The 19,752-nt window shown below is 70.8% G+C and carries 23 protein-coding genes; 10 read left to right on the top strand and 13 right to left on the bottom strand.

The features are described 5' to 3' along the window. Nucleotides 1–57: 57 nt before the first annotated feature. The gene (locus Microterr_RS05555; protein ID WP_263795682.1) at nucleotides 58–492 is read right to left on the bottom strand and encodes a MarR family winged helix-turn-helix transcriptional regulator; all 435 of its coding nucleotides are present in this window, start codon (nucleotides 490–492) and stop codon (nucleotides 58–60) included. Nucleotides 493–526: 34 nt separating this feature from the next. On the opposite strand from Microterr_RS05555, the gene Microterr_RS05550 reads away from it, so the two are divergent. Next, nucleotides 527–766 carry a hypothetical protein gene (locus Microterr_RS05550; protein ID WP_263795683.1) on the top strand — a complete coding sequence of 80 codons (240 nt, stop codon included), beginning with the start codon at nucleotides 527–529 and terminating at the stop codon, nucleotides 764–766. A 109-nt stretch (nucleotides 767–875) separates the two neighbouring features. Next, a complete protein-coding gene (locus Microterr_RS05545) occupies nucleotides 876–1,286 on the top strand; it encodes an aggregation-promoting factor C-terminal-like domain-containing protein (protein ID WP_263795684.1) in 411 nt (136 codons plus the stop codon). A gap of 2 nt (nucleotides 1,287–1,288) precedes the next feature. On the opposite strand, the gene Microterr_RS05540 is transcribed toward Microterr_RS05545, so the two are convergent. Together Microterr_RS05540 and uvrB are read right to left on the bottom strand one after the other, a co-directional pair. Further along, nucleotides 1,289–1,711, bottom strand: coding sequence for a VOC family protein (locus Microterr_RS05540; RefSeq protein WP_263795685.1), 423 nt, complete (start codon nucleotides 1,709–1,711; stop codon nucleotides 1,289–1,291). Nucleotides 1,712–1,727: 16 nt separating this feature from the next. Beyond that, nucleotides 1,728–3,806 carry an excinuclease ABC subunit UvrB gene (gene uvrB / locus Microterr_RS05535; protein ID WP_263795686.1) on the bottom strand — a complete coding sequence of 693 codons (2,079 nt, stop codon included), beginning with the start codon at nucleotides 3,804–3,806 and terminating at the stop codon, nucleotides 1,728–1,730. Between the two features lie 104 nt (nucleotides 3,807–3,910). On the opposite strand from uvrB, the gene Microterr_RS05530 reads away from it, so the two are divergent. Then, on the top strand, nucleotides 3,911–4,708 hold the full coding sequence (locus Microterr_RS05530; RefSeq protein ID WP_263795687.1) for a response regulator transcription factor: 798 nt from the start codon (nucleotides 3,911–3,913) through the stop codon (nucleotides 4,706–4,708). Here the strand turns inward: Microterr_RS05530 and Microterr_RS05525 are convergent. The 5 genes from Microterr_RS05525 to Microterr_RS05505 all read right to left on the bottom strand — a co-directional run bounded on the left by Microterr_RS05525 (nucleotide 4,612) and on the right by Microterr_RS05505 (nucleotide 10,826). Next, nucleotides 4,612–5,775 carry a hypothetical protein gene (locus Microterr_RS05525; protein WP_263795688.1) on the bottom strand — a complete coding sequence of 388 codons (1,164 nt, stop codon included), beginning with the start codon at nucleotides 5,773–5,775 and terminating at the stop codon, nucleotides 4,612–4,614. The genes Microterr_RS05530 and Microterr_RS05525 overlap by 97 nt on opposite strands. Continuing rightward, nucleotides 5,772–7,481, bottom strand: coding sequence for a sensor histidine kinase (locus Microterr_RS05520; protein ID WP_263795689.1), 1,710 nt, complete (start codon nucleotides 7,479–7,481; stop codon nucleotides 5,772–5,774). Before Microterr_RS05520 ends, Microterr_RS05525 begins: the two co-directional genes overlap by 4 nt. Further along, nucleotides 7,478–8,086: a dephospho-CoA kinase gene (gene coaE, locus Microterr_RS05515; protein WP_263795690.1), complete on the bottom strand. Its 609-nt coding sequence runs from the start codon at nucleotides 8,084–8,086 to the stop codon at nucleotides 7,478–7,480. The genes Microterr_RS05520 and coaE overlap by 4 nt, the downstream gene beginning before the upstream one ends. A 108-nt stretch (nucleotides 8,087–8,194) precedes the next feature. Further along, on the bottom strand, nucleotides 8,195–9,649 hold the full coding sequence (gene rpsA, locus Microterr_RS05510; protein WP_263795692.1) for a 30S ribosomal protein S1: 1,455 nt from the start codon (nucleotides 9,647–9,649) through the stop codon (nucleotides 8,195–8,197). A gap of 199 nt (nucleotides 9,650–9,848) precedes the next feature. Continuing rightward, a complete protein-coding gene (locus Microterr_RS05505) occupies nucleotides 9,849–10,826 on the bottom strand; it encodes a cation diffusion facilitator family transporter (RefSeq protein WP_263795693.1) in 978 nt (325 codons plus the stop codon). 47 nt (nucleotides 10,827–10,873) lie between these two features. Between Microterr_RS05505 and Microterr_RS05500 the strand changes: the two genes are divergently transcribed. Further along, nucleotides 10,874–11,170 carry a hypothetical protein gene (locus Microterr_RS05500; RefSeq protein WP_263795694.1) on the top strand — a complete coding sequence of 99 codons (297 nt, stop codon included), beginning with the start codon at nucleotides 10,874–10,876 and terminating at the stop codon, nucleotides 11,168–11,170. Here Microterr_RS05500 and Microterr_RS05495 read toward each other — a convergent pair whose 3' ends face one another. From Microterr_RS05495 to Microterr_RS05485, 3 genes are read right to left on the bottom strand one after another with little or no spacing between them, the layout of a single operon-like run. Next, nucleotides 11,171–11,815 carry an NAD(P)H-binding protein gene (locus tag Microterr_RS05495; RefSeq protein WP_263795696.1) on the bottom strand — a complete coding sequence of 215 codons (645 nt, stop codon included), beginning with the start codon at nucleotides 11,813–11,815 and terminating at the stop codon, nucleotides 11,171–11,173. Between the two features lie 45 nt (nucleotides 11,816–11,860). Then, nucleotides 11,861–12,259, bottom strand: coding sequence for a YchJ family protein (locus Microterr_RS05490; protein ID WP_263795698.1), 399 nt, complete (start codon nucleotides 12,257–12,259; stop codon nucleotides 11,861–11,863). Next, a complete protein-coding gene (locus tag Microterr_RS05485) occupies nucleotides 12,259–12,618 on the bottom strand; it encodes a TraR/DksA family transcriptional regulator (RefSeq protein WP_263795699.1) in 360 nt (119 codons plus the stop codon). Before Microterr_RS05485 ends, Microterr_RS05490 begins: the two co-directional genes overlap by 1 nt. A gap of 103 nt (nucleotides 12,619–12,721) precedes the next feature. On the opposite strand from Microterr_RS05485, the gene Microterr_RS05480 reads away from it, so the two are divergent. The 6 genes from Microterr_RS05480 (at nucleotide 12,722) to Microterr_RS05455 (ending at nucleotide 17,387) form a co-directional block, all read left to right on the top strand. Next, nucleotides 12,722–13,249: a hypothetical protein gene (locus tag Microterr_RS05480; RefSeq protein WP_263795700.1), complete on the top strand. Its 528-nt coding sequence runs from the start codon at nucleotides 12,722–12,724 to the stop codon at nucleotides 13,247–13,249. Nucleotides 13,250–13,350: 101 nt separating this feature from the next. Continuing rightward, complete coding sequence (locus tag Microterr_RS05475; protein ID WP_263795701.1) at nucleotides 13,351–14,010, top strand: hypothetical protein; 660 nt, start codon at nucleotides 13,351–13,353, stop codon at nucleotides 14,008–14,010. A 44-nt stretch (nucleotides 14,011–14,054) separates the two neighbouring features. Next, a complete protein-coding gene (locus tag Microterr_RS05470; RefSeq protein ID WP_263795702.1) occupies nucleotides 14,055–14,987 on the top strand; it encodes a 5'-3' exonuclease in 933 nt (310 codons plus the stop codon). Between the two features lie 89 nt (nucleotides 14,988–15,076). Continuing rightward, complete coding sequence (locus Microterr_RS05465) at nucleotides 15,077–16,255, top strand: sensor histidine kinase (protein ID WP_263795703.1); 1,179 nt, start codon at nucleotides 15,077–15,079, stop codon at nucleotides 16,253–16,255. After that, nucleotides 16,252–16,914, top strand: a complete 663-nt coding sequence (locus Microterr_RS05460) for a response regulator transcription factor (protein WP_263795704.1) — start codon at nucleotides 16,252–16,254, stop codon at nucleotides 16,912–16,914. The genes Microterr_RS05465 and Microterr_RS05460 overlap by 4 nt, the downstream gene beginning before the upstream one ends. A 143-nt stretch (nucleotides 16,915–17,057) precedes the next feature. Beyond that, on the top strand, nucleotides 17,058–17,387 hold the full coding sequence (locus Microterr_RS05455) for an SHOCT domain-containing protein (protein WP_263795705.1): 330 nt from the start codon (nucleotides 17,058–17,060) through the stop codon (nucleotides 17,385–17,387). A 46-nt stretch (nucleotides 17,388–17,433) separates the two neighbouring features. Here Microterr_RS05455 and Microterr_RS05450 read toward each other — a convergent pair whose 3' ends face one another. After that, a complete protein-coding gene (locus Microterr_RS05450; protein WP_263795706.1) occupies nucleotides 17,434–18,723 on the bottom strand; it encodes an MFS transporter in 1,290 nt (429 codons plus the stop codon). 22 nt (nucleotides 18,724–18,745) lie between these two features. After that, complete coding sequence (locus Microterr_RS05445) at nucleotides 18,746–19,738, bottom strand: PHP domain-containing protein (protein ID WP_263795707.1); 993 nt, start codon at nucleotides 19,736–19,738, stop codon at nucleotides 18,746–18,748. Nucleotides 19,739–19,752: the final 14 nt, after the last annotated feature.

The raw sequence follows: 19,752 nt of genomic DNA, 5'->3' as shown, positions 1-19,752 counted from the left end.
GTCGCTAGGAAGATGAGAGAACCTTCACCTGGCGGTCGCCGCCTGGTCGCTCCGCGGTCAGCGGCGGCGTCCGGCGAAAGGCGCGAGGGCGTCTCGGAGATCGCGCAGACGGCCGGCATCCGCGCCGACGCTGCGCATCACCTGTCCCGGCACGTCGAGCGCCCGGGCGCGCAGCGCGGCGCCCTCCTCAGTCAGCGTGATCGCCAGCATCCGCTCGTCCGCTCCGTCCCGCGTGCGGCGGACGCGACCCTGCCCCTCGAGGCGCTTCACCAGCGGGGACAGGGTTGCCGGCTCCATCGCGAGCTCCTCGGCCAACGCCCCCAACGACCGCGGCGTCTTCTCCCAGAGGGCCAGCATCACCAGGTACTGGGGGTGCGTCAGCCCGAGGGGCTCCAGGATCGGCCGGTAGATCGAGACGACGTTGCGGGCGGCGGTGACGATCGCGAAGCACACCTGGTTGTCGAGGGCGAGCAGGTCGTCGGCGGTGTCCATGCACCCATCCTAATCGTTTAGTACACTAATCATCATGGTACGAAAGGATGCTGTTCCCCTCCGCGCTCGGATCCGTGCGGCGGGAGGCCTGTACGCCTGGGTGAACGCGTCGCTCATCCGCCTGGCGGGGCCCGCCTCGGTGGGTCCGTACGAGGCCGAAGCACCCCCGTCGGCGGCGCAGCGCGCCGAGCGCGCGTGCCCGCTGTGCGGCCGACCGATGACCGCGCACACGTTCGACCGATCGGGTCCGAAGCCGCTCATGCACTGCCCCTGATCACCGTCTGTCCAGGTTTCACCCAGGTCACGTGGCATTCTCTCGCCTAGGGTGTCCAGAGTTTGGTTCCGGTTCGGGAGCCAGCTTCCCCGACAGATCGGAGGCGCGTTTGCGAAAGCGCACTCTCACCCTGACCCTTGCTCTGGCACTTTCCCTGGGCGTCGTCCCTGCGGCCGCCGGAATCGACGCGACGCCGGCAGCAGCCGCGTCGGTCACGACACCGACGGTGGCCAAGAGCATCGCCAAGAAGCTCGTCAAGCAGCGCGGATGGAGCACCGCGCAGTACTCGTGCCTCGTCAAGCTGTGGCAGCGCGAGTCGGGCTGGCGCGTGACCGCCGGCAACACCTCCCGCGCGTACGGCATCCCCCAGGCCTACCCGGGGACGAAGATGGCCACGCAGGGCAAGGACTGGCGCACCGGCGCCACCACCCAGATCAAGTGGGGCATGAAATACATCTCGGGCCGCTACTCCAAGCCCTGCACCGCACTGAACCACTCGAACAGGTACGGCTGGTACTGACCTCAGCCCAGCGAGACGGACCCGTCGGCGGCGAGCGGCCACGACGGATTGTGCGCGATCTCCCAGGGATGACCATCGAGATCGATGAACACCCCCGAGTAGCCGCCCCATGGGGTCGGCGCGCCGGCTCTGCCGATCTGCGCGCCGGCCTGGGAGGCCGCCTCGAGGACGACATCGACGTCCTCGGGTGAGCGGACGTTGTGGGCGAGGGTGATCCCACCCCACCCGCCCGCGTCGTCGACGCACGAGTCCGCCGCCAGTTCGGCACGACTCCATAGTGCGAACACGCTGCCACCCACCTGGTAGAACGCCACATCGCCCTCGACGGAGGAGGGATGCGGCTCCCACCCGAGCGCACGATAGAACGCGATCGCGCGCTCGAGGTCGGTGGTGCCGAGCGTCACGACCGTGAGGCGCTGCTCCATGGGGTTCTCCGTCTCGTCAGGCGTGGCCGGCGCGCTCCATGGCGCGCAGCTCCTTCTTCAGATCCTGCACCTCATCGCGCAGTCGCGCAGCGAGCTCGAACTTCAGCTCCGCGGCCGCCGCGAGCATCTGGCCGGACAGGTCGGCGATCGTCGCCTCCAGCTGGTTCGCGCCTTCTGCGGCGATGCCCTCCCGGCGCAGCCGCGGCGTCGGACTCTTGCCCTTGCCCGACGCCGACCGCGAGTCCTTGCGGGACAGCAGCGCGTCGGTGTCGGCGCCCTCGCGGGCGAGTGCCTCGGTGATGTCGGCGATGCGCTTGCGCAGCGGCTGCGGGTCGATGCCGTTCGCCAGGTTGTACGCGACCTGCTTCTCTCGTCGCCGATCGGTCTCGTCGATCGCCTTGCGCATCGAGTCGGTCATCGTGTCGGCGTACATGTGCACCTGGCCGGAGACGTTGCGCGCCGCACGGCCGATCGTCTGGATGAGCGAGGTGCCGCTGCGCAGGAACCCCTCCTTGTCGGCGTCGAGGATCGACACGAGCGACACCTCGGGGAGGTCGAGCCCCTCGCGGAGGAGGTTGATGCCGACGAGGACGTCGTACACGCCCGCCCGCAGCTCGGTGAGCAGCTCGACCCGCCGGAGGGTGTCCACGTCGGAGTGCAGATAGCGCACCCGCACACCGTGCTCGCCGAGGAAGTCGGTCAGCTCCTCGGCCATCTTCTTCGTCAGCGTCGTCACGAGCACGCGCTCGTCGCGTTCGGCCCGGATGCGGATCTCCTCCAGCAGATCGTCGATCTGCCCCTTCGAGGGCTTGACGACGATCTCGGGGTCGATGAGTCCGGTCGGGCGGATGATCTGCTCCACCACGCCGTCCGCGATGCCCATCTCGTAGCGCCCGGGCGTGGCCGAGAGGTACACGGTCTGGCCGATGCGCTGCTTGAACTCGTCCCACCGCAGCGGGCGGTTGTCCATCGCGCTCGGCAGGCGGAACCCGTGCTCGACGAGCGTGCGCTTGCGCGACGCATCGCCCTCGTACATCGCCCCGATCTGCGGAACCGTCACGTGGGATTCGTCGATGACCATGAGGAAGTCGTCGGGGAAGAAGTCGAGCAGCGTGTGCGGCGGCTCACCCGGCGCGCGGCCGTCGAGATGCCGTGAGTAGTTCTCGATGCCCGAGCAGAACCCGAGCTGCTGCAGCATCTCGAGGTCGAACGTCGTCCGCATCCGCAGACGCTGCGCCTCGAGCAGCTTGCCCTGACGCTCGAGGTCGGCCAGGCGCTCCGCGAGCTCGGTCTCGATCGTGCCGATGGCGCGCTGCACCGTGTCGGTGCCCGCGACGTAGTGCGAGGCGGGGAAGATCGGCACGGAATCGAGCTTCTGGACGACGTCGCCCGTGAGCGGGTGCAGCATGTAGAGCGCTTCGATCTCGTCGCCGAACATCTCGATGCGGATCGCGTACTCCTCGTACACCGGGATGATCTCGATCGTGTCGCCGCGCACCCGGAAGTTGCCGCGCGAGAAGTCGACGTCGTTGCGGTTGTACTGCATGGCGATGAACTTGCGGATCAGAGCGTCGCGCTCGTACCGCTCCCCCACCTGGAGCGCGACCATGGCGCGCATGTACTCCTCGGGCGCGCCGAGGCCGTAGATGCACGAGACGGTGCTGACCACGACGACGTCGCGGCGACTGAGCAGCGAGTTGGTGGTGGAGTGGCGCAGGCGCTCGACCTCCGCGTTCACCGACGAGTCCTTCTCGATGAAGGTATCGGTCTGGGGGACGTACGCCTCCGGCTGGTAGTAGTCGTAGTAGCTGACGAAGTACTCGACGGCGTTGTTCGGCATCAGGTCGCGGAACTCGTTCGCGAGCTGCGCGGCCAGCGTCTTGTTGTGCGCCAGGACCAGGGTCGGCCGCTGCACCTGCTCGATGAGCCACGCGGTGGTGGCGGACTTGCCCGTACCGGTCGCGCCGAGGAGCACGACATCCGTCTCGCCGGCGTTGATGCGCCCGGCGAGCTCGGCGATCGCCTGCGGCTGATCACCGCTGGGCTGGTATTCGCTGATGACCTCGAAGGGGCGCACGGAACGCGTGGTCTGCATCACTCCAGCGTAGGCGGGGCCTCCTACACGGGGGCGGCCGTTCGCGAGCGGCGCATCCGGCACGGCCCTACGATGGGAGCACCACGAGCGTGAGGAGGTGGGGCATGCCGCGGACTGCTGTCGTCGTCGAGGACGAGCCCGACATCCGCAGCCTCATCACGGCCGTGCTCGAGTCGAGCGGCTACACCGTGCACGGGACCGAGAACGGCCTCGACGCCGTCGAGCTCGTCCGCACCCTCGCGCCCGACGTGACGACCCTCGACGTGAACATCCCCGGCATCGACGGGTTCGAGGTCGCACGCAGGGTCCGCGCCTTCAGCGACACGTACATCATCTTCATCTCCGCGTTCGTGGAGGACGTCGACGCCGAGCGCGGACGTGCCGCCGGCGGTGACGAGTACCTCGGCAAGCCCTTCCGGCCACGGGAGCTGCGCGCGCGGCTCAGCGGCATCGAGCTGCGCGGTGAGAGCGGGCGGCGAGCCGCCGCCGCCCCGGTCGAGACGCTGACGTTCGACGACATCTCCGTCTGCGACGAGGCCACCACCGCGGCCGGGGTCACCCTCGAACTCGGAGCACCAGAGCGGGAGATCCTGCGCGCTCTCGTGACGGCCCGTCGCCGCGGCGCCGAGAAGGGCGACCTCGTGCGTCTGCTCGGGGGCGCCGCAGACCCCCGCGATGTCACGGCGGACGAGATCGTGGCCGTCGAGCGCGCGGTGCAGCTCCTGCGCGCCGCGCTGCGGTCCGCGAACTCGGCAGTCTCCATCGAGTCGCTCCACGGCACCGGCTATCGGCTGGCGGCGATCGATCAGCTCGGGTCGGCCAAGAGCACCGCGGCCGCGCCACCGGTCGCGGCGCGACCGGCCGTCCCTCGGCCGAGCTCGAGCAGGTCCTCGACGTCGTAGCCGGCGGTGTCGCTGAGGACCACGCCGATCCCGATGCTGGGGATGGCACCGCCCTCGAGAGATCCGAGCGCCTCGAACAGCGAGCGATGCAGGGCCATGGCCTGTCGCCGCGCCTCGGCGGGCGAAGCGACCACCGTCAGGGTTCCGAGGCCATCCGGGGCGATCTCTCCGATCGGGGCGATCGACGGCGATCCCTCCAGCACGGAACGCCGCCAGGCGCGGACATGCTCGTCGGCGACGTCCGGTCCGAACGCGGTCGCGATGTCCTCGAGACCCTCCAGCCGCACGACGGTCACCGCCAGAAGATCCCCTCGCGGCCGCGCCTTCTCGCTCACCCGCCGCAGCACCGCGACGAACTGCTCCTCCGGCAGGATCGCCGTGATGTGGTCCTGAGCGGCGTCCTTCCGGTCCCCGAGCAGTCCGGACCTCGTCGCCCGGAGGATCGAGGTGGTGACGACGGCCGTGATCGAGAGCACGACGGTCACCAGGCTCGTCGGGAACGTCCCGAACCACACGTGGAAGAGATCGGACTCGGTGCCTTCGGTGATCAGGACGACCGTGCGTGCCAGGTAGTAGACCGTCTGCGCCCCGAAGACGAGGCCCAGTGGCAGCGCCGAGCGGTTGGCCCCGAGCTCGCCGCGGAAGCACTCGACGCAGGCGAGCGCCGCGAACAACCCGATGGGCACGAACATGAAGAGGGCGCCCGCCCAATCCCCCGCACCCGGATACCACTCGAGCGCGGCGGCGATCGCGGCGAGTGCTCCGGCACCCGCGACGATCGTGGCACGCAGCCGCACGGGCCTGTCGTTGAACCGGGCACAGCCCACCCACATCGCACCCGTGCCGATCACGAAGGCCGCGTTGCCGCCGGCGGTCGCCCACCAGGTCTCCGGCGCCCACGCCCAGACGAGGTAGAGCAAGGTCGTGAGGATGGCGGCGAGGTACCCCAGAGCCCAGATGTGCCCCGCCGGATCCCTGCGCCGGAACAGCGTGTCGACGATGAACAGCGTGCCGCACACCACGACCACGAGCGCGGTCATGAGCGACACCGAGAACTGGTCGATCATGGCGTCGGCGTCCGTTCGCCCGGACGGTGTGCGGGCAGTGTGACCACGAACGTCGAGCCCACTCCGAGGGCGCTGGTCACGACCATGTCGCCCCCCTGCCGCCGCACGATGTCGCGGCTGATCGCCAGGCCGAGGCCGCTCCCGGCGACCCCTGACTTGCGCACGGCGACGCCACGGTAGTAGCGCTGGAAGAGGTTGCCGAGATCGTCCTCGCTGAGTCCGACGCCGGTGTCGCGTACGGAGATCTCCGCCCAGTCCTGCCCCTGCGACATCTCGATCGTCACGCTCCCGCCCGGCCGGTTGTACTTGACCGCGTTGGAGAGGAGATTGTCGAGCACCTGCTGCGTGCGCAGCGGATCGGCGTAGGCGCGCACGCTCCTGATGCCGGTCGCATCGATTTCGATGCCCCGCTCCCCCGCGGCGATCGACAGCGATTCGACGGCAGAGGTCACCACGTCGGCGAGATCGATGTCGCGCGGCGTCACCGCGAACGCCTCCTGCTCGCCGGCGCCGCTCGATGCGGCGAGCACATCGCCGACGAGAGCCAGCAGACGTTCGGCGTTGCGATCGGCGACCTCCAGGCTCTTGACCGCCGACGGCGGCAGGCCCGGCGTGTCTATCGCCAACTCGATGTAACCCAGGATCGAGGTCAACGGGGTGCGCAGCTCGTGCGACACCGAGGAGACCAGGGCGTCGCGCGCGCGCAGCGCCTCCGTCTCGGCGGTGACATCCCTGGTCACGACGACCGCGCCGCCGTCCTGGCCGTTCGGCTCGATGATGCGACGGGCGGTCACGCTGATGGCGCGTCGCGCGTGACCGGGCTCGCCCACCCAGATCCGCTGGTCCTCGAACGCCTCTCCGCGCCGGACGCGGGCCATCGGCTGCTCGTCGGGGTCGAGCGGGGTGGTGCCGTCGACGGCGAACAGGAGAGGACGCTCCCCCGTCGTGCGGATGTCGCGCTGGAGCCGGGCGTGCGCGTCGTTCATGATCGACGCGGAGCCGTCGGCTTCGATCTTCGCGACGCCGAAATCCACGCGGTCCAGCGCCTCCGTCAGCACCTGCTCGTGCCGGCGCGCCCGCTCGAGGGATTGCACGAGCACCTCCGCCTGCCGGTCGAGCAGTCGCCGCTGCGCCTCGACCCGGCGTGAGCTGAGATAGGCCGACGTCCCGATCGCGACGAGCAGCAGCGGGAGCAGGATGATCGAGAAGGTGGTGCTCTGACGCGGCTCGACGATGCTGGAGACGGCGTAGCAGAGAAGCGAGAAGACGATCGACGAGATGTACCCGAAGAGTCCGAACGACGAGGAGAGCCAGAGCACGGGGAACGCCCAGAGCAGTCCGAAGCCGGCTGCGGGCTCGGCGGCGCGCATGAAGGCGATGCCGACGATGTCGGCCAGGGGCAGCACGGCGACCCAGAGCGGCGCCACGGAGTTCCAGGGCACCATGATCGACGCGGCGGTCAGCAGGAAGATCAGCACCACACCGGTGAAGAAGACCGGGGCGACGAGGTGCGCCCCGCTCCCGAGCACCACGAGGGCGAGCACGAGGACCACCGCCGCGATGACCAGCTGGTTGAGCATGGCGCCCCGCGCTCGGTCGGTGTCGCCGAAGACGAGATCGACCCAGTGCGGGGTCGCCGCTTCGGCACGGGGCGCCCGCATCGGCGGAGACGCGGCGGAGACCGGTGCAGGGTGCGGCTCGCTCATCCGGCGCCGTTCCCGCTCAGCCGTGCCCACAGCGCATCCGTCTGCGCCAGCGTGTGCTCCATGTCGCCCGCGGTGTCGATCACGACATCCGCGATGGCGAGCCGTCGGTCGTCGCCGACCTGACTGGCGATCCGCGCTGCCGCATCGGTGGCGCTCAGCCCGCGCAGCGCGATGAGCCGCTCCGCCCGGAGCTCGGCCGGCGCGTGGGCGACGACGATGAGATCCCAGGGATCATCCGCACGGGCCTCGACCAGCAGCGGGACGTCATAGACGACCACCGCGTCGGCATCCTCGGCGAACGCGCGGGCGAAGCGCGCCGCCGACTCCGCCCGGACCGCCGGGTGCACGATCGCGTTGAGCCGGGACACTGCGCCGGGATCGCCGAACACCTCGCCGGCAAGACCGGCACGATCGAGCGAACCGTCCGGCAGCAGCATCCGCTCTCCGAACTCGGCCGCGATGGCGTCGAGAACCGGTGAGCCGGGCTGCTGCACCTCGCGCACGATGCGGTCGGCGTCGACGATCACGGCACCGTGCTCGGCGAGGCGGCGGGCGACGGTGGACTTGCCCGAGGCGATCCCGCCGGTGAGCGCGACAAGTGGCATGGGTTCATCGTGCCATGCGGGTGCCGCGCCGGGCGGGATGCCGGTGCCGCAGACACGGAACGGGGCCGGGACCCGAAGGTCCCGACCCCGTTCAGGAGTGGTTCGAACTCAGCGGCCCGAGAGCTTCTCGCGCAGAGCGGCGAGTGCCTCGTCGTCGGCCAGCGTGCCGCCGCCCGAGCTGTCCGAGGAGAACGAGCTCGACGCGGAGCTGGTCTCGGTCGGCGCGTTCGCCTCGGCCTCGAGGGCCTTCGCGACGGCGGCCTTGTGAGCCTCCCAGCGACCCTGGGCTGCGGCGTACTCGGCCTCCCAGGCCAGACGCTGCTCGTCGAAGCCGTCCTTCCACTGGTTGGTCTCGGGGTCGAAGCCCTCGGGGTACTTGTACTCCCCGTTCTCGTCGTACTCCGTGACCATGCCGTAGAGGGCCGGGTCGAACTCGGTGCCGTTGGGGTCGACCGACTCGTTCGCCTGCTTCAGCGAGAGCGAGATGCGGCGACGCTCGAGGTCGATGTCGATGATCTTGACGAAGACCTCTTCGCCGACCGACACGACCTGCTCAGCGAGCTCGACATGCTTGCCCGACAGCTCCGAGATGTGCACGAGACCCTCGATGCCGTCCGCGACGCGAACGAACGCGCCGAACGGGACGAGCTTGGTGACCTTGCCCGGTGCAACCTGGCCGATGGCGTGGGTGCGGGCGAAGACCTGCCACGGGTCCTCCTGCGTCGCCTTGAGCGACAGCGAGACGCGCTCGCGGTCCAGGTCGACCTCGAGGATCTCGACGGTGACCTCCTGGCCGACCTCGACGACCTCGGACGCGTGCTCGATGTGCTTCCACGAGAGCTCCGAGACGTGCACGAGGCCGTCCACGCCGCCCAGGTCGACGAACGCACCGAAGTTGACGATCGACGAGACCGTGCCCTTGCGGACCTGGCCCTTGTGCAGGTTGTTGAGGAACGTGGTGCGCGACTCGGACTGCGTCTGCTCGAGCAGGGCGCGGCGCGACAGCACGACGTTGTTGCGGTTCTTGTCGAGCTCGAGGATCTTGGCCTCGATCTCCTGGCCGAGGTACGGCGTCAGGTCGCGGACGCGGCGCAGCTCGATGAGCGATGCCGGCAGGAAGCCGCGGAGGCCGATGTCGACGATGAGACCACCCTTGACGACCTCGATCACGGAACCGGTGACCACACCGTCGTTCTCCTTGATCTTCTCGACGTCGCCCCACGCACGCTCGTACTGCGCGCGCTTCTTGGACAGGATGAGGCGACCTTCCTTGTCCTCCTTCTGGAGAACGAGGGCCTCGACAGCGTCGCCGACCTTGACGACCTCGTTGGGGTCGACGTCGTGCTTGATCGAGAGCTCGCGCGAGGGGATGACACCCTCGGTCTTGAAGCCGACGTCGAGGAGGACCTCGTCGCGGTCGATCTTCACGACGGTGCCTTCGATGAGGTCGCCGTCGTTGAAGGACTTGATGGTCAGTTCGACCGCGGCCAGGAAGTCCTCAGCGGATCCGATGTCGTTGATCGCGATCTGCTTGGTGGCCGGGGCGGTCGTTGCGGTAGTCATGTAGTGGGTTGTCCTTGGATGGTTTTGTGTCGGGCTGGGGAGCGCCGGACGCGCGAGGGCGAACGGATGCTGTGCTCCGGAGCGAATGGATTGTTGTTGCGAGTCGCAGATGCGCGCCGAAATGGCCACATGAGTGACACTCCAGGGTATCAGAATCGGGGCGCCCGTCGGAGGGCCGGCAGGATCGTGCGTCGCCGGGTTACGCGAGGTCGGCCGTCAGGGCCTCATCGCCCGGCCGCGAGAGCGTGAGGACTGCGCGGGCGACGCGGGGGTGGGCCTCCAGCCGGTCCTCGATCTCGTTGAGCCGCTCGGCGACGGTGTGCTCGGCAGCATCCCCCACCAGATCGACGGCCGCGACGAGGAAGACCTTCCCCGGTCCGACGTATTCGATGTGCAGATAGGTCACCCGCAGCACCTCGGGGTGCGCGAGCAGCGCGGTCACCGCCGCGGAGCGGATGCGCGGATCGGCGGCGACCCCGACGATGAAACGCCGGTTCTGCTGGATCAGCATCACCGCGACCACCGCCAGCAGCACGCCGACGAGGATCGAGCCGATGGCGTCGGGGATCGGCGAGCCCGTCAGCTGGTGCAGCAGGATGCCGAGGAACGCGATCACCAGTCCGACGAGCGCGGAGGAGTCCTCGAAGAACACCGCGCGCAGCGTCGGGTCGGAGGTGCGCATCACGAACTCCAGGACCTCGTGCTCGGCGGCTGCGGCCTGCCGGCGCGACTGCCGCAGCGCCTGCAGGAACGAGACGCCCTCGAGGACGAAGGCGACACCGAGGACGATGTACGAGACCGCGAAGAGGTCCGCGGGCTCCGGATCGATCAGCCCCTGGATGCCGTGCATGATCGAGACCACGGCGCCGACGGCGAACAGGCCGAAGGCCGCGAACAGCGACCAGACGTACGCTTCACGACCGAAGCCCACCGGGTGGCGGACGTCGGCAGGACGGACGCTGCGCCTGCCCGCGATGAACAGGAGCACCTCGTTGCCGGTGTCGGCCCACGAGTGCGCCGCCTCGGCGACCATGCTCGCCGCGCCGGTGAGCAGGGCGGCGACCGTCTTGGCGATCGCGATGAGCGCGTTCGCGCCGAGCGCCACCAGCACCGTGGTCACCGACTCCGGCTGCTCGCCGGCGTCGACGGGAGCGCGCGGCGGACGGGTCGGGGACATCCGGCCATCATGGCACCCGCCCGGACGCGCCGCGTAGGATCGCCGGTGTGGAGGAGACGCTCGCGACAGCCGTGATGTGGGTGTTCATCGCGCTCGTGATCGCGACACCCATCTTCAGCGTGGGCGCGTTCATCGACGTCAAGCGGCGCCGCGCCCGCGGTGACGAGCGCGGGCTGTCCAGCGGCGCGCTCGGCGGCATGGACGAGGTCTGGAATCCCTCCGGCTACAACGCGCGGATGCTGTGGGACGCCCAGCAGATCGTGCCCGCGCCCGCTCCGACGCCGGGCGACGGACCCGGCGTGATCACCGGCAACCGCATCACGCTCGACCAGCCGGGCCGGTAGTCAGCCGGCGAGCGCCTCGGCGATCGGGGTCGAGCCGGCGCCGAAGCGGATCGTGCGGCCGACGGTCGCGGGCTCGGCGAGCGCTGCGGCGGTGACGGCAGCCACGTCGGCCCGCGACACCGCTCCCCTGCCGTGCGGGTCGAGCTCGATGCCGCCGGTCGGCTCGTCGAGCGTGAGCGCGCCCGGCGCGAGGATCGTCCAGTCCAGCGCCGTGCCGCGGAGCCGCTCGTCGGCCGCCCACTTCGCGTCGGCGTAGGCGAAGAACGCGTCATCGGCGGGCACACCGTGGTCGGCGCGGGATCCGAGCCAGGACACCATCACGTAGCGCGCGACACCGGCGGCCGCCGCGGCATCCATCGACGCGATCGCAGCATCCCGGTCGACGGCGTAGGTGCGCGCGGCGTCTCCGCCGCCGGCGCCGGCCGACCAGACGACGGCATCATGCCCGGCGAGGAGCTCCGCGATGCCCGAGGCGTCGAGGTGCTCGATGTCGGCGACGACGGGCGTCGCCCCGGTCGCGGCGACGTCATCCGCGTGCGCGGGATTGCGGATCACCGCCGTGACCTCGTCGCCGCGCGCGACCAGGAGCGGTGCGAGCAGCAGCGCGACCTTGCCGTGCCCTCCGAAGATCAGGATGCGGGTCATCGTCCTCCTCCTTCTGTGCGGTCGTGCGGCGCCGAACGGGTCGGCTCAGCGGACCTGGCCGTCGAGGTACCACCAGCGGTCGGACTGCTTCACGAACCGGCTCCGCTCGTGCAGTGAGCCGCGCTCGCGTGCGGTGCGCCAGTGCGCGCGGAACTCCACGACGCCGCGCTTGTCGTCCGCGCCGCCCTCGGAGACGTCGAGGATCTCGAGCCCGGTCCACCGCAGGGCGTCGTCGGGCTCGAGGGTGTCCGGTCGCGTGCCGGGGTGCCAGGTCGCCGACAGGTAGGGGGCGTCGCCGACGACGAACGCGCTGTACCGCGAGCGCATCAGCCGCTCGGCGGTGGGCGGCGGGAACCCGGCGAGCACCGCGCCGCAGCAGTCGCCGAAGGTGTCTCCGCTGCCGCAGGGGCACCGGTCGGTCGCCCGCACCGTGGCGAACCCCATCAGAGGCCGGCCTTCTCGGCGCACGCGACACATCGCTGCGCCTCGGGCCTGGCGTGCATCCGGGCGCTCGGGATGCGGCGCCCGCAGTCGACGCAGACACCGTAGGTGCCGGTCGTGCGACGCTCTTCCGCCGCGACGATCTCGGCGCGTTCGCGAGCGGCCCCGTCGCGGAGGCCCACCAGCCGCGACCACTCCGTGGACAGCGTGACGCCCTCGGGGTCGTGCTCGTCGTCGGCGGAATCCACGGCACGATCGGCGCGCAGCTGCTCGATCTCGGCGTCGAGCGTCGCCACACGGGCCTCGATCTCGGCACGGCGCGCGTCGAGGTCGGCGCCGGCTCGGTCGCGTGCGGTTCCCATCGTGACCCGAGCGTACGCGGCGCCCACCAGTGGGGAGGAACGGGCGCCCCCGACCTGTGGATAATTCCGGCGCGGACGCGGCCTTCGCGGATACCGTGTGGGCGTGAACCGCCGACTCGCCGCGCTTGCGCTCGCCGCAGTCATGGCGGTCGGCCTGACGGCGTGCGTCCCCGATCCCGAGCCGACACCGAGCGCCGCCGGCTTCGCCACCGAGGAGGAGGCCTTCGCCGCCGCTGAGGCCACCTACCGCGCGTACGTCGACGCGCTCAATCAGGTGGACCTGAGCGACCCGGAGACCTTCGAGCCGGTCTTCGCGCTGACGACGGGTGAGGCGAATGCGGGCGCGCGGGAATCGTTTTCGCAGATGCATGCGGATGGGTGGACGGTCGAGGGCGAGTCCCGCGTAGCGTCAATGCAGCCACTCAGCGCCGACTTGGACGTGAACTCGGTCGCGATGACGGCTTGCCTTGACGTCTCGGACGTCACGCTCGTTGACTCAGTCGGCAAGTCAGTGGTCGACGCCAATCGACCCGACGTGCAGGAAATTCGCGTCGACTACGAGTCGGCATCGTCTGTGCACGGTCTCGCAATCAGTTCGCTCGGGGGTTCGGAGGCCGACGCATGCGACTAGTTGTGGTGATCGTCCTCTCGCTCGGCTTACTCGGTGGCGCGCCGGCATTCGCCGATGTGAGCGATTGCAGTGGCGGGGGACCTTGGCAAAGCGAATGCGAGGTGACCAACTCGGGCACGCAGCTCGACATCGGCGGGTCTTCCACCACGCCGGGCCAGGGCGGGCAGAACGGCGGCGTCGCCCCACCGGCGCAGTCGGTCGTCGAGGAGCCCGGCTACGAGGACACGTGCGCCGACTCCGCGCTCGGCTGCCGACCGCTGTACACCGTCGAGACGGCCCCCGACGTCACGCTCGAGGACCTCGCCTCGTTCGTCCCTGCCCGTCCGACGCTCACCGGTGAGCCGGCCGGCTTCGGCGTGGTCGGCATGCCCACGAATCTGGTGGCGACAGCATCCGATCAGCGATTCTCGGGCGAGATCCTCGACTGGCCGGTCGAGGTGCTGTTCACCCCGGAGACGTTCGTCTTCGCGCACGGTGACGGCACGTCCGCGCGTGCGGCGACGGGCGGCAGCTCGTGGTCGGCGCTCGGGCAGACGCAGTTCTCGCCGACGCCGACGAGTCATGTCTATTCCGCCCGCGGCACCTACTCCGTCTCGGTGACCGTCGAGTTCGCTCCCTTCGTCGATTTCGGCGGCGGGTGGACGCGCGTTCCCGGCGTCATCACGGCGACCACCGGCGGATACGGGGTCCAGGTCGTGGAGGTGCACACCGCCCTCGTCGATGAGACGTGCCTCGAAGACCCATCGGGTCCCGGCTGCTGACCGCCGCACCCCACTGCGTCGGCGGCACCTGTCAGGATGAGGCCGTGACCGATCGCCTGATGCTGCTCGACTCCGCCTCGCTGTACTTCCGCGCGTTCTACGGGGTGCCCGACAAGGTGCGCGCTCCCGACGGCACCCCGGTCAACGCGGTGCGCGGGTTCCTCGACATCATCACGAAGCTCGTCACCACCTATGAGCCGACGCACCTCGTCGCGTGCTGGGACGACGACTGGCGCCCGCAGTGGCGGGTCGATCTCATCCCCACGTACAAGACCCACCGCGTCGCCCAGGTGATCGAGGTCGGCCCCGACGTCGAGGTCGTGCCCGATCCGCTCGAGGTGCAGGTGCCGATCATCCGCGAGGTGCTCGCTGCGCTCGACATCACGGTCATCGGCGCACCCGAGCACGAGGCAGACGACGTGATCGGCTCGCTCGCCACGCAGGCGACCGGTCCCGTCGACATCGTCACCGGCGACCGCGACCTGTTCCAGCTGGTCGACGACGCGAGCGACGTGCGCGTCGTGTACACCGCACGCGGGATGAGCAACCTCGAGGTCCTCACGGACGCGAGCGTCGTGGCGAAGTACGGGGTCCTGCCGAGTCAGTACGCCGACTTCGCGACGCTCCGCGGCGACGCATCCGACGGCCTCCCCGGCGTGGCGGGGATCGGTGAGAAATCCGCCGCGACCCTCCTGGCCGCGCACGGCGACATGGCCGGCATCGTCGCTGCGGCACAGCGCGGCGAGGGGATGTCGGCGGGCGTGGCGGCGAAGATCCTGGCCGGCTCCGCGTACCTCGAGGTGGCGCCGACGGTCGTCGAGGTCGTCAAGACGCTCGACCTGGGCGCGTTCGACGCGCGCCTGCACGCCCTCACCGACGAGCAGCGCCGGCGCACCACGGCACTCGCCGACCAATGGGCGCTGGGCACCGCGATGACGCGCATCATCGACACGCTGGATGCTGCGGCCTCCCGCTGACGGCAGCCTCCGGCACTACTCCCGAGGGAGTATCCGGCGCCCTCCTCCCGGCCGATGAACGCCCAGGTGGCGCGGCGTAGCATCGGCACATGAGTGTCGACGCGCGGGGTGAGTTCGCACCGCGCTTCCGCCCACCGCCCGCCGTCACGCTGCTCGTCCCCACCGTCGTGGCGTTCCTCATCGAGGTGCTGGGCACGGCCGCGATCTCGGTCTGGCAGCGGGTCCCGGCGTCGTCCGCCTTCCTCAGCATCCTGCTCGCCGCGGCGGCAGCGCTCGCCCTGCTCGGCGCTCGCCGCTGGCCCGGCCCGACCGTGGCCGTCGTGGCTGCCCTCACCGCGGCGAACCTTTTCGTCCCGCCCGACGCGAGCCCGCCGTACATCGCGCTGGCGTTCGCGATCATCGGCGCGATCGTCCGCGGCGCGCGCGTGTGGGCGTCGGTGTCGGTCGCCGCGACCTGGCTGATCGCGATCGTCGGCGCAGGCGTGCTCGAGATCGGTGTGCCGCCGTTCCGGGTGGCTCTCGTGACGATCGCGCTCGCGCTGTGCTTCGGCATCGGCGAGGGGATCCGACGGCGGCTCGAGCACGCAGAGACCAGCCGCGCCCAGGTGCACGCGCGGCGTCAGGCGATCGAGCAGGAGGAGCGCAGCCGCGTCGCCCGCGAGCTGCACGATGTCCTCGCGCATTCGCTCAGCCAGATCGCGGTGCAGTCCGGCGTCGGGCTCCACCTGTTCGACCGCGAGCCTGAGCGCGCCCGCGAGGCGCTGGCCAGCATCCGTGCCCTCAGCGCCACCGGCCTCGATGAGGTGCGCGGCGTGCTCGCCTTCCTGCGGGGCACCGAGCTCGGCACCCAGACGGCGCCGCTGACCCCGCAGCCGCAGCTCGCGCAGCTCGGCGCGCTGGCGGCGGAGCGGTCCGGGCTCGGCCTGACGGTCGACCTGGACGACCGGCTCGAGGGGGACGTGCCGGCGAGCGCCGTGCAGACGACCGCGTACCGCATCGCGCAGGAGGCGCTCACGAACGTGGTGCGCCATTCCGGCGGGTCCCGCGCCTCGGTGACGGTCGAGCGGATGCGGGAGGGTCAGGACGACCTGCTCGTGGTCACCGTCGCGGACGACGGGGTCGGACGCGCTGCATCGTCCGGCGACGGTGCGGGCATCCGCGGCATGCGCGAGCGCGCGGAGCTCGCCGGCGGGACGGTCACCGTCGAGCAGGGCGAGCGCGACGGCACCGTCGTGATCGCCCGCCTGCCCTGGGCGGGGCCGCGATGATCCGGGTCGCCATCGCCGACGACCACCAGCTGGTGCGTGCCGGGTTCCGCGCGCTGCTCGACTCGGAGCCCGACATCGAGGTCGTCGCCCAGGCCTCCGGCGGGCAGGAGCTGCTGCGCGCGATCCGTTCCACCCCGGTCGATGTGGCTCTCCTCGACATCCGCATGCCGGACGGGGACGGCCTGTGGACGACCGAGCAGATCGCGGCGGACCCGACGCTCGCCGCCGTGCGCGTCGTCATCGTGACGACGTTCGAGCTCGACGAGTACGTCGCGCGCGCCATCCGTGCAGGTGCCAGCGGCTTCCTGGTGAAGGACACCGAGCCCGTCGACCTCATCCGGGCGGTCCGCGTCGTGGCTGCCGGCGACGCCCTGCTCTCCCCCGGCGTCACGCGGCGCCTGCTCGAGCGCGCGGCGGTGGGCCTGCGCGACAGCAGCCGCCCCGCCGAGTTCGACGCGCTCACCGAGCGTGAGACCGAGGTGCTGCGCCTCGTCGGGCAGGGGCTCACAAACGATGAGATCGCCGCCCACCTGTTCCTGTCCCCGCTGACCGCCAAGACCCACGTGTCACGGATCATGCAGAAACTGCACGCCCGCGACCGCGTGCAGCTCGTCGTGCTCGCCTACGAATCCGGTCTCGTCGCCCCCGGCTGGCAGTAACGGCACGAGCGCTCCTACTCCGCAGGGAGCAGTCCGCTTCACTCCCCCGGCCGGATTCGCCGGCGCTCGCCGCCCGGTTGGCTGGACGCATCCGATCGGCGCCCGCTCGCATCGAGCCACCCGATCCCGACGAGAGGAAGCACATGTCCACAGCACTGGCTGCACTGAATACCGCCCTGGCCGCGCCCGCCGCGGTCGTCGCCCACCACCCCGGGTACTGGGGACCGGGCTTCGGCTGGTGGTTCCTGCTGATCCCGCTGTTCTGGATCCTCCTGTTCGGCGTGCTGTTCGGCGTCTTCGGCCGCCGCTGGCGGCGCGCCGCGTGGGAGAACGGCTACGGCCCCCACGGCCGGGTGAATCCGGCCAAGCAGGCGGAGGCCACCCTCGCCGAGCGGTACGCGCAGGGTGACATCGACGAGGTCGAGTACCGCGCGCGCCTCGAGGTGCTGCGCGCGAACGCCGCACCTGCGTGATCCTCGTCGGGGTCGCCGATCCGTCGGGATCGCCGGCCCCGACGTGTCACCGTGCGCGGTGCGCGCTCACCACCGCCGACATGAGCAGTCCGCAGTAGACGACGGCCAGCCCGAGCAGCAGGAACAGGGTGGCTGTCCAGCCGCCCGTCGCCTCGTGGACCGCGCCGGCGAGCGGGGCGCCGAGGGCGCCCATGACGTAGCCGCCCGATTGGATCATGGCCGACATCCCGGCGGCCTCCGCGTCGTCACGGGCGACCCCGACGAGCGCGGCGAAGATGACGACGAACCCGCCGGCGTGGCCGATCGCGCCGATCGACAGCCAGAGCCACAGCAGGTCGGGCGCCACCAGCAGCCCCACGGTGAGGATGATCCACGTCGCGCAGATGACGAGCGCCGGCACGAGGCGCGGGGTGAAGCGGGTCAGCACGGGAACGAGGAACGCCCCGAGGATCCCCACGCCCTGGTACAGGGACGAGAGCGCGCCCGCGGCCGACGGGTCGAGACCGAGCTCGTCGGAGACGAGGGTCGGCAGCCAGGTCGACAGGGCGTAGTAGATGGTGGTCTGGCCGCCGAACGCCAGCAGCAGCAGCCACGTGACGGGACGGCGGACGAACGACCGCTCCCGCCGTGGCACGACGATCGGCATCGGCCCGGTCAGCACCGCGGGGTCGAGGTCGGCCGGCGCCTGCGCCTGCTCCTGGACACTCTCGCGTGGCGGACGCGCGCCGGAGAAGCGGTCCCCCGAACCGCTCCGCCGCGCCCGCCGCAGATGGATCGTCCAGAGCACGATGCCGGCGATCGTGATCGCCGACCACGTCAGCAGCGCGGACGGCCAGCCGATCTGGGCGGCCAGCGGGGCGGTGAGCAGCGACGTGATGAGGGATCCGACGTTCAGTGTCGCGCCGTACGCGGCCGTGACCACGACCACCCGCTCGGGCGGGACGTCGCGCCGGATGATCACGGGGATCACGACGTTCCCGATCGTGATCGACGCCCCGATCACGAACATCCCGGCCATCATGCTGCCGAAGCCGGGGAGCGCGCGGATCAGCGTGCCCACCAGCACCCCGCTGAGCGAGATCAACAGCGCCAGTTCCGCACCCGCGCGTCGGATCACGAGCACCGCCACCGGGGTGAGCAGCGCGAACATCAGGACCGGCGCCGTCGTGAGCAGGCCGGCCACGGCCGGACCGATGCCCAGGTCGGCCTCGATGTCGCGGAGCACCGGGGTGATCGCCACGATCGGCCCGCGCAGGCTCAGCGCGGCGACGAGGACACCGGCGACCACCAGCCACGGGAGTCCTCTCCGCGACGCGGCGGCGAGGGGGGAGGTCACCCTCCGAGTCTAGGAGCGGCGGTCAGCCGAGCCACGTCCGCAGGCGGTCGAGCGACCACGTGGTGACGATGCGCTCGGGCGGCACACCGCACCGCTCGGCCCGCTCGGCGCCGTAGTCGAGCAGCGACAGCTGGCCGGGCGCGTGGGCGTCCGAGTCGATCGAGAACAGGCACCCGATCTCCAGCGCCAGGGCGATCAGATCGTCCGGCGGGTCCTGACGCTCCGGGCGCGAGTTGATCTCGACAGCCACCCCGTTCTCGGCGCAGGCGTCGAACACCGCGCGGGCGTCGAAGGTCGACGGTGGACGGGTGCCGCGCGCCCCCTCCACCAGCCGCCCCGTCACATGTCCCAGGACGTTCACGCGCGGATCGGATGCTGCGGCCACCAGTCGCCTCGTCATCTGCCCGTGCTCCATGCGCAGCTTCGAATGCGCCGACGCGACGACGACGTCGAGCTCATCGAGGAGGTCGGCTTCCTGATCGAGTCCGCCGTCCTCGAGGATGTCGACCTCGATGCCGCTGAGGAGCACGGTTCCGGATCCGGCTGCGTTCATCCCCGCCACCACACCCAGCTGCTCGCGCAGCCGCTCCGGCGACAGCCCACGGGCGACCCGCAGCCGCGGCGAGTGGTCCGTGAGGGCCACGTACTCGTGCCCGAGGGCGCGGGCCGCGTCGAGCATCAGGTCGATCGGCGTGAGGCCGTCCGACCACTCGCTGTGCATGTGCAGGTCGCCACGCAGCAGCCCACGCAGCGTCGACGCGGGCTGCTGGCCGCCCACCCGTTCGCGGAGGTCTGCGAGGTACCCGGGGACACGACCCGCGAGCGCCTCCTGGATCACCGCGAAGGTCGAGTCGCCGATCCCCGGCCTGCGGCGCAGCGCTGGGTCCCGCAGCTCCTCGTCACCGAGGCCCGCGATGGCATCGGCCGCGGCGCGGAACGCCTTCGACTTGTAGCGCGACGAGCGCTCCCGCTCCAGCAGGGTCGCGATCTCCGTGAGCGCGTCATGCGGATTCATCGCGACGGGAGCTC

Origin of the sequence: Microbacterium terricola, from assembly GCF_027943945.1 — a bacterium.
GTDB lineage: Bacteria > Actinomycetota > Actinomycetes > Actinomycetales > Microbacteriaceae > Microbacterium > Microbacterium terricola.
This window is presented reverse-complemented; position numbering and strand designations above follow the sequence as displayed.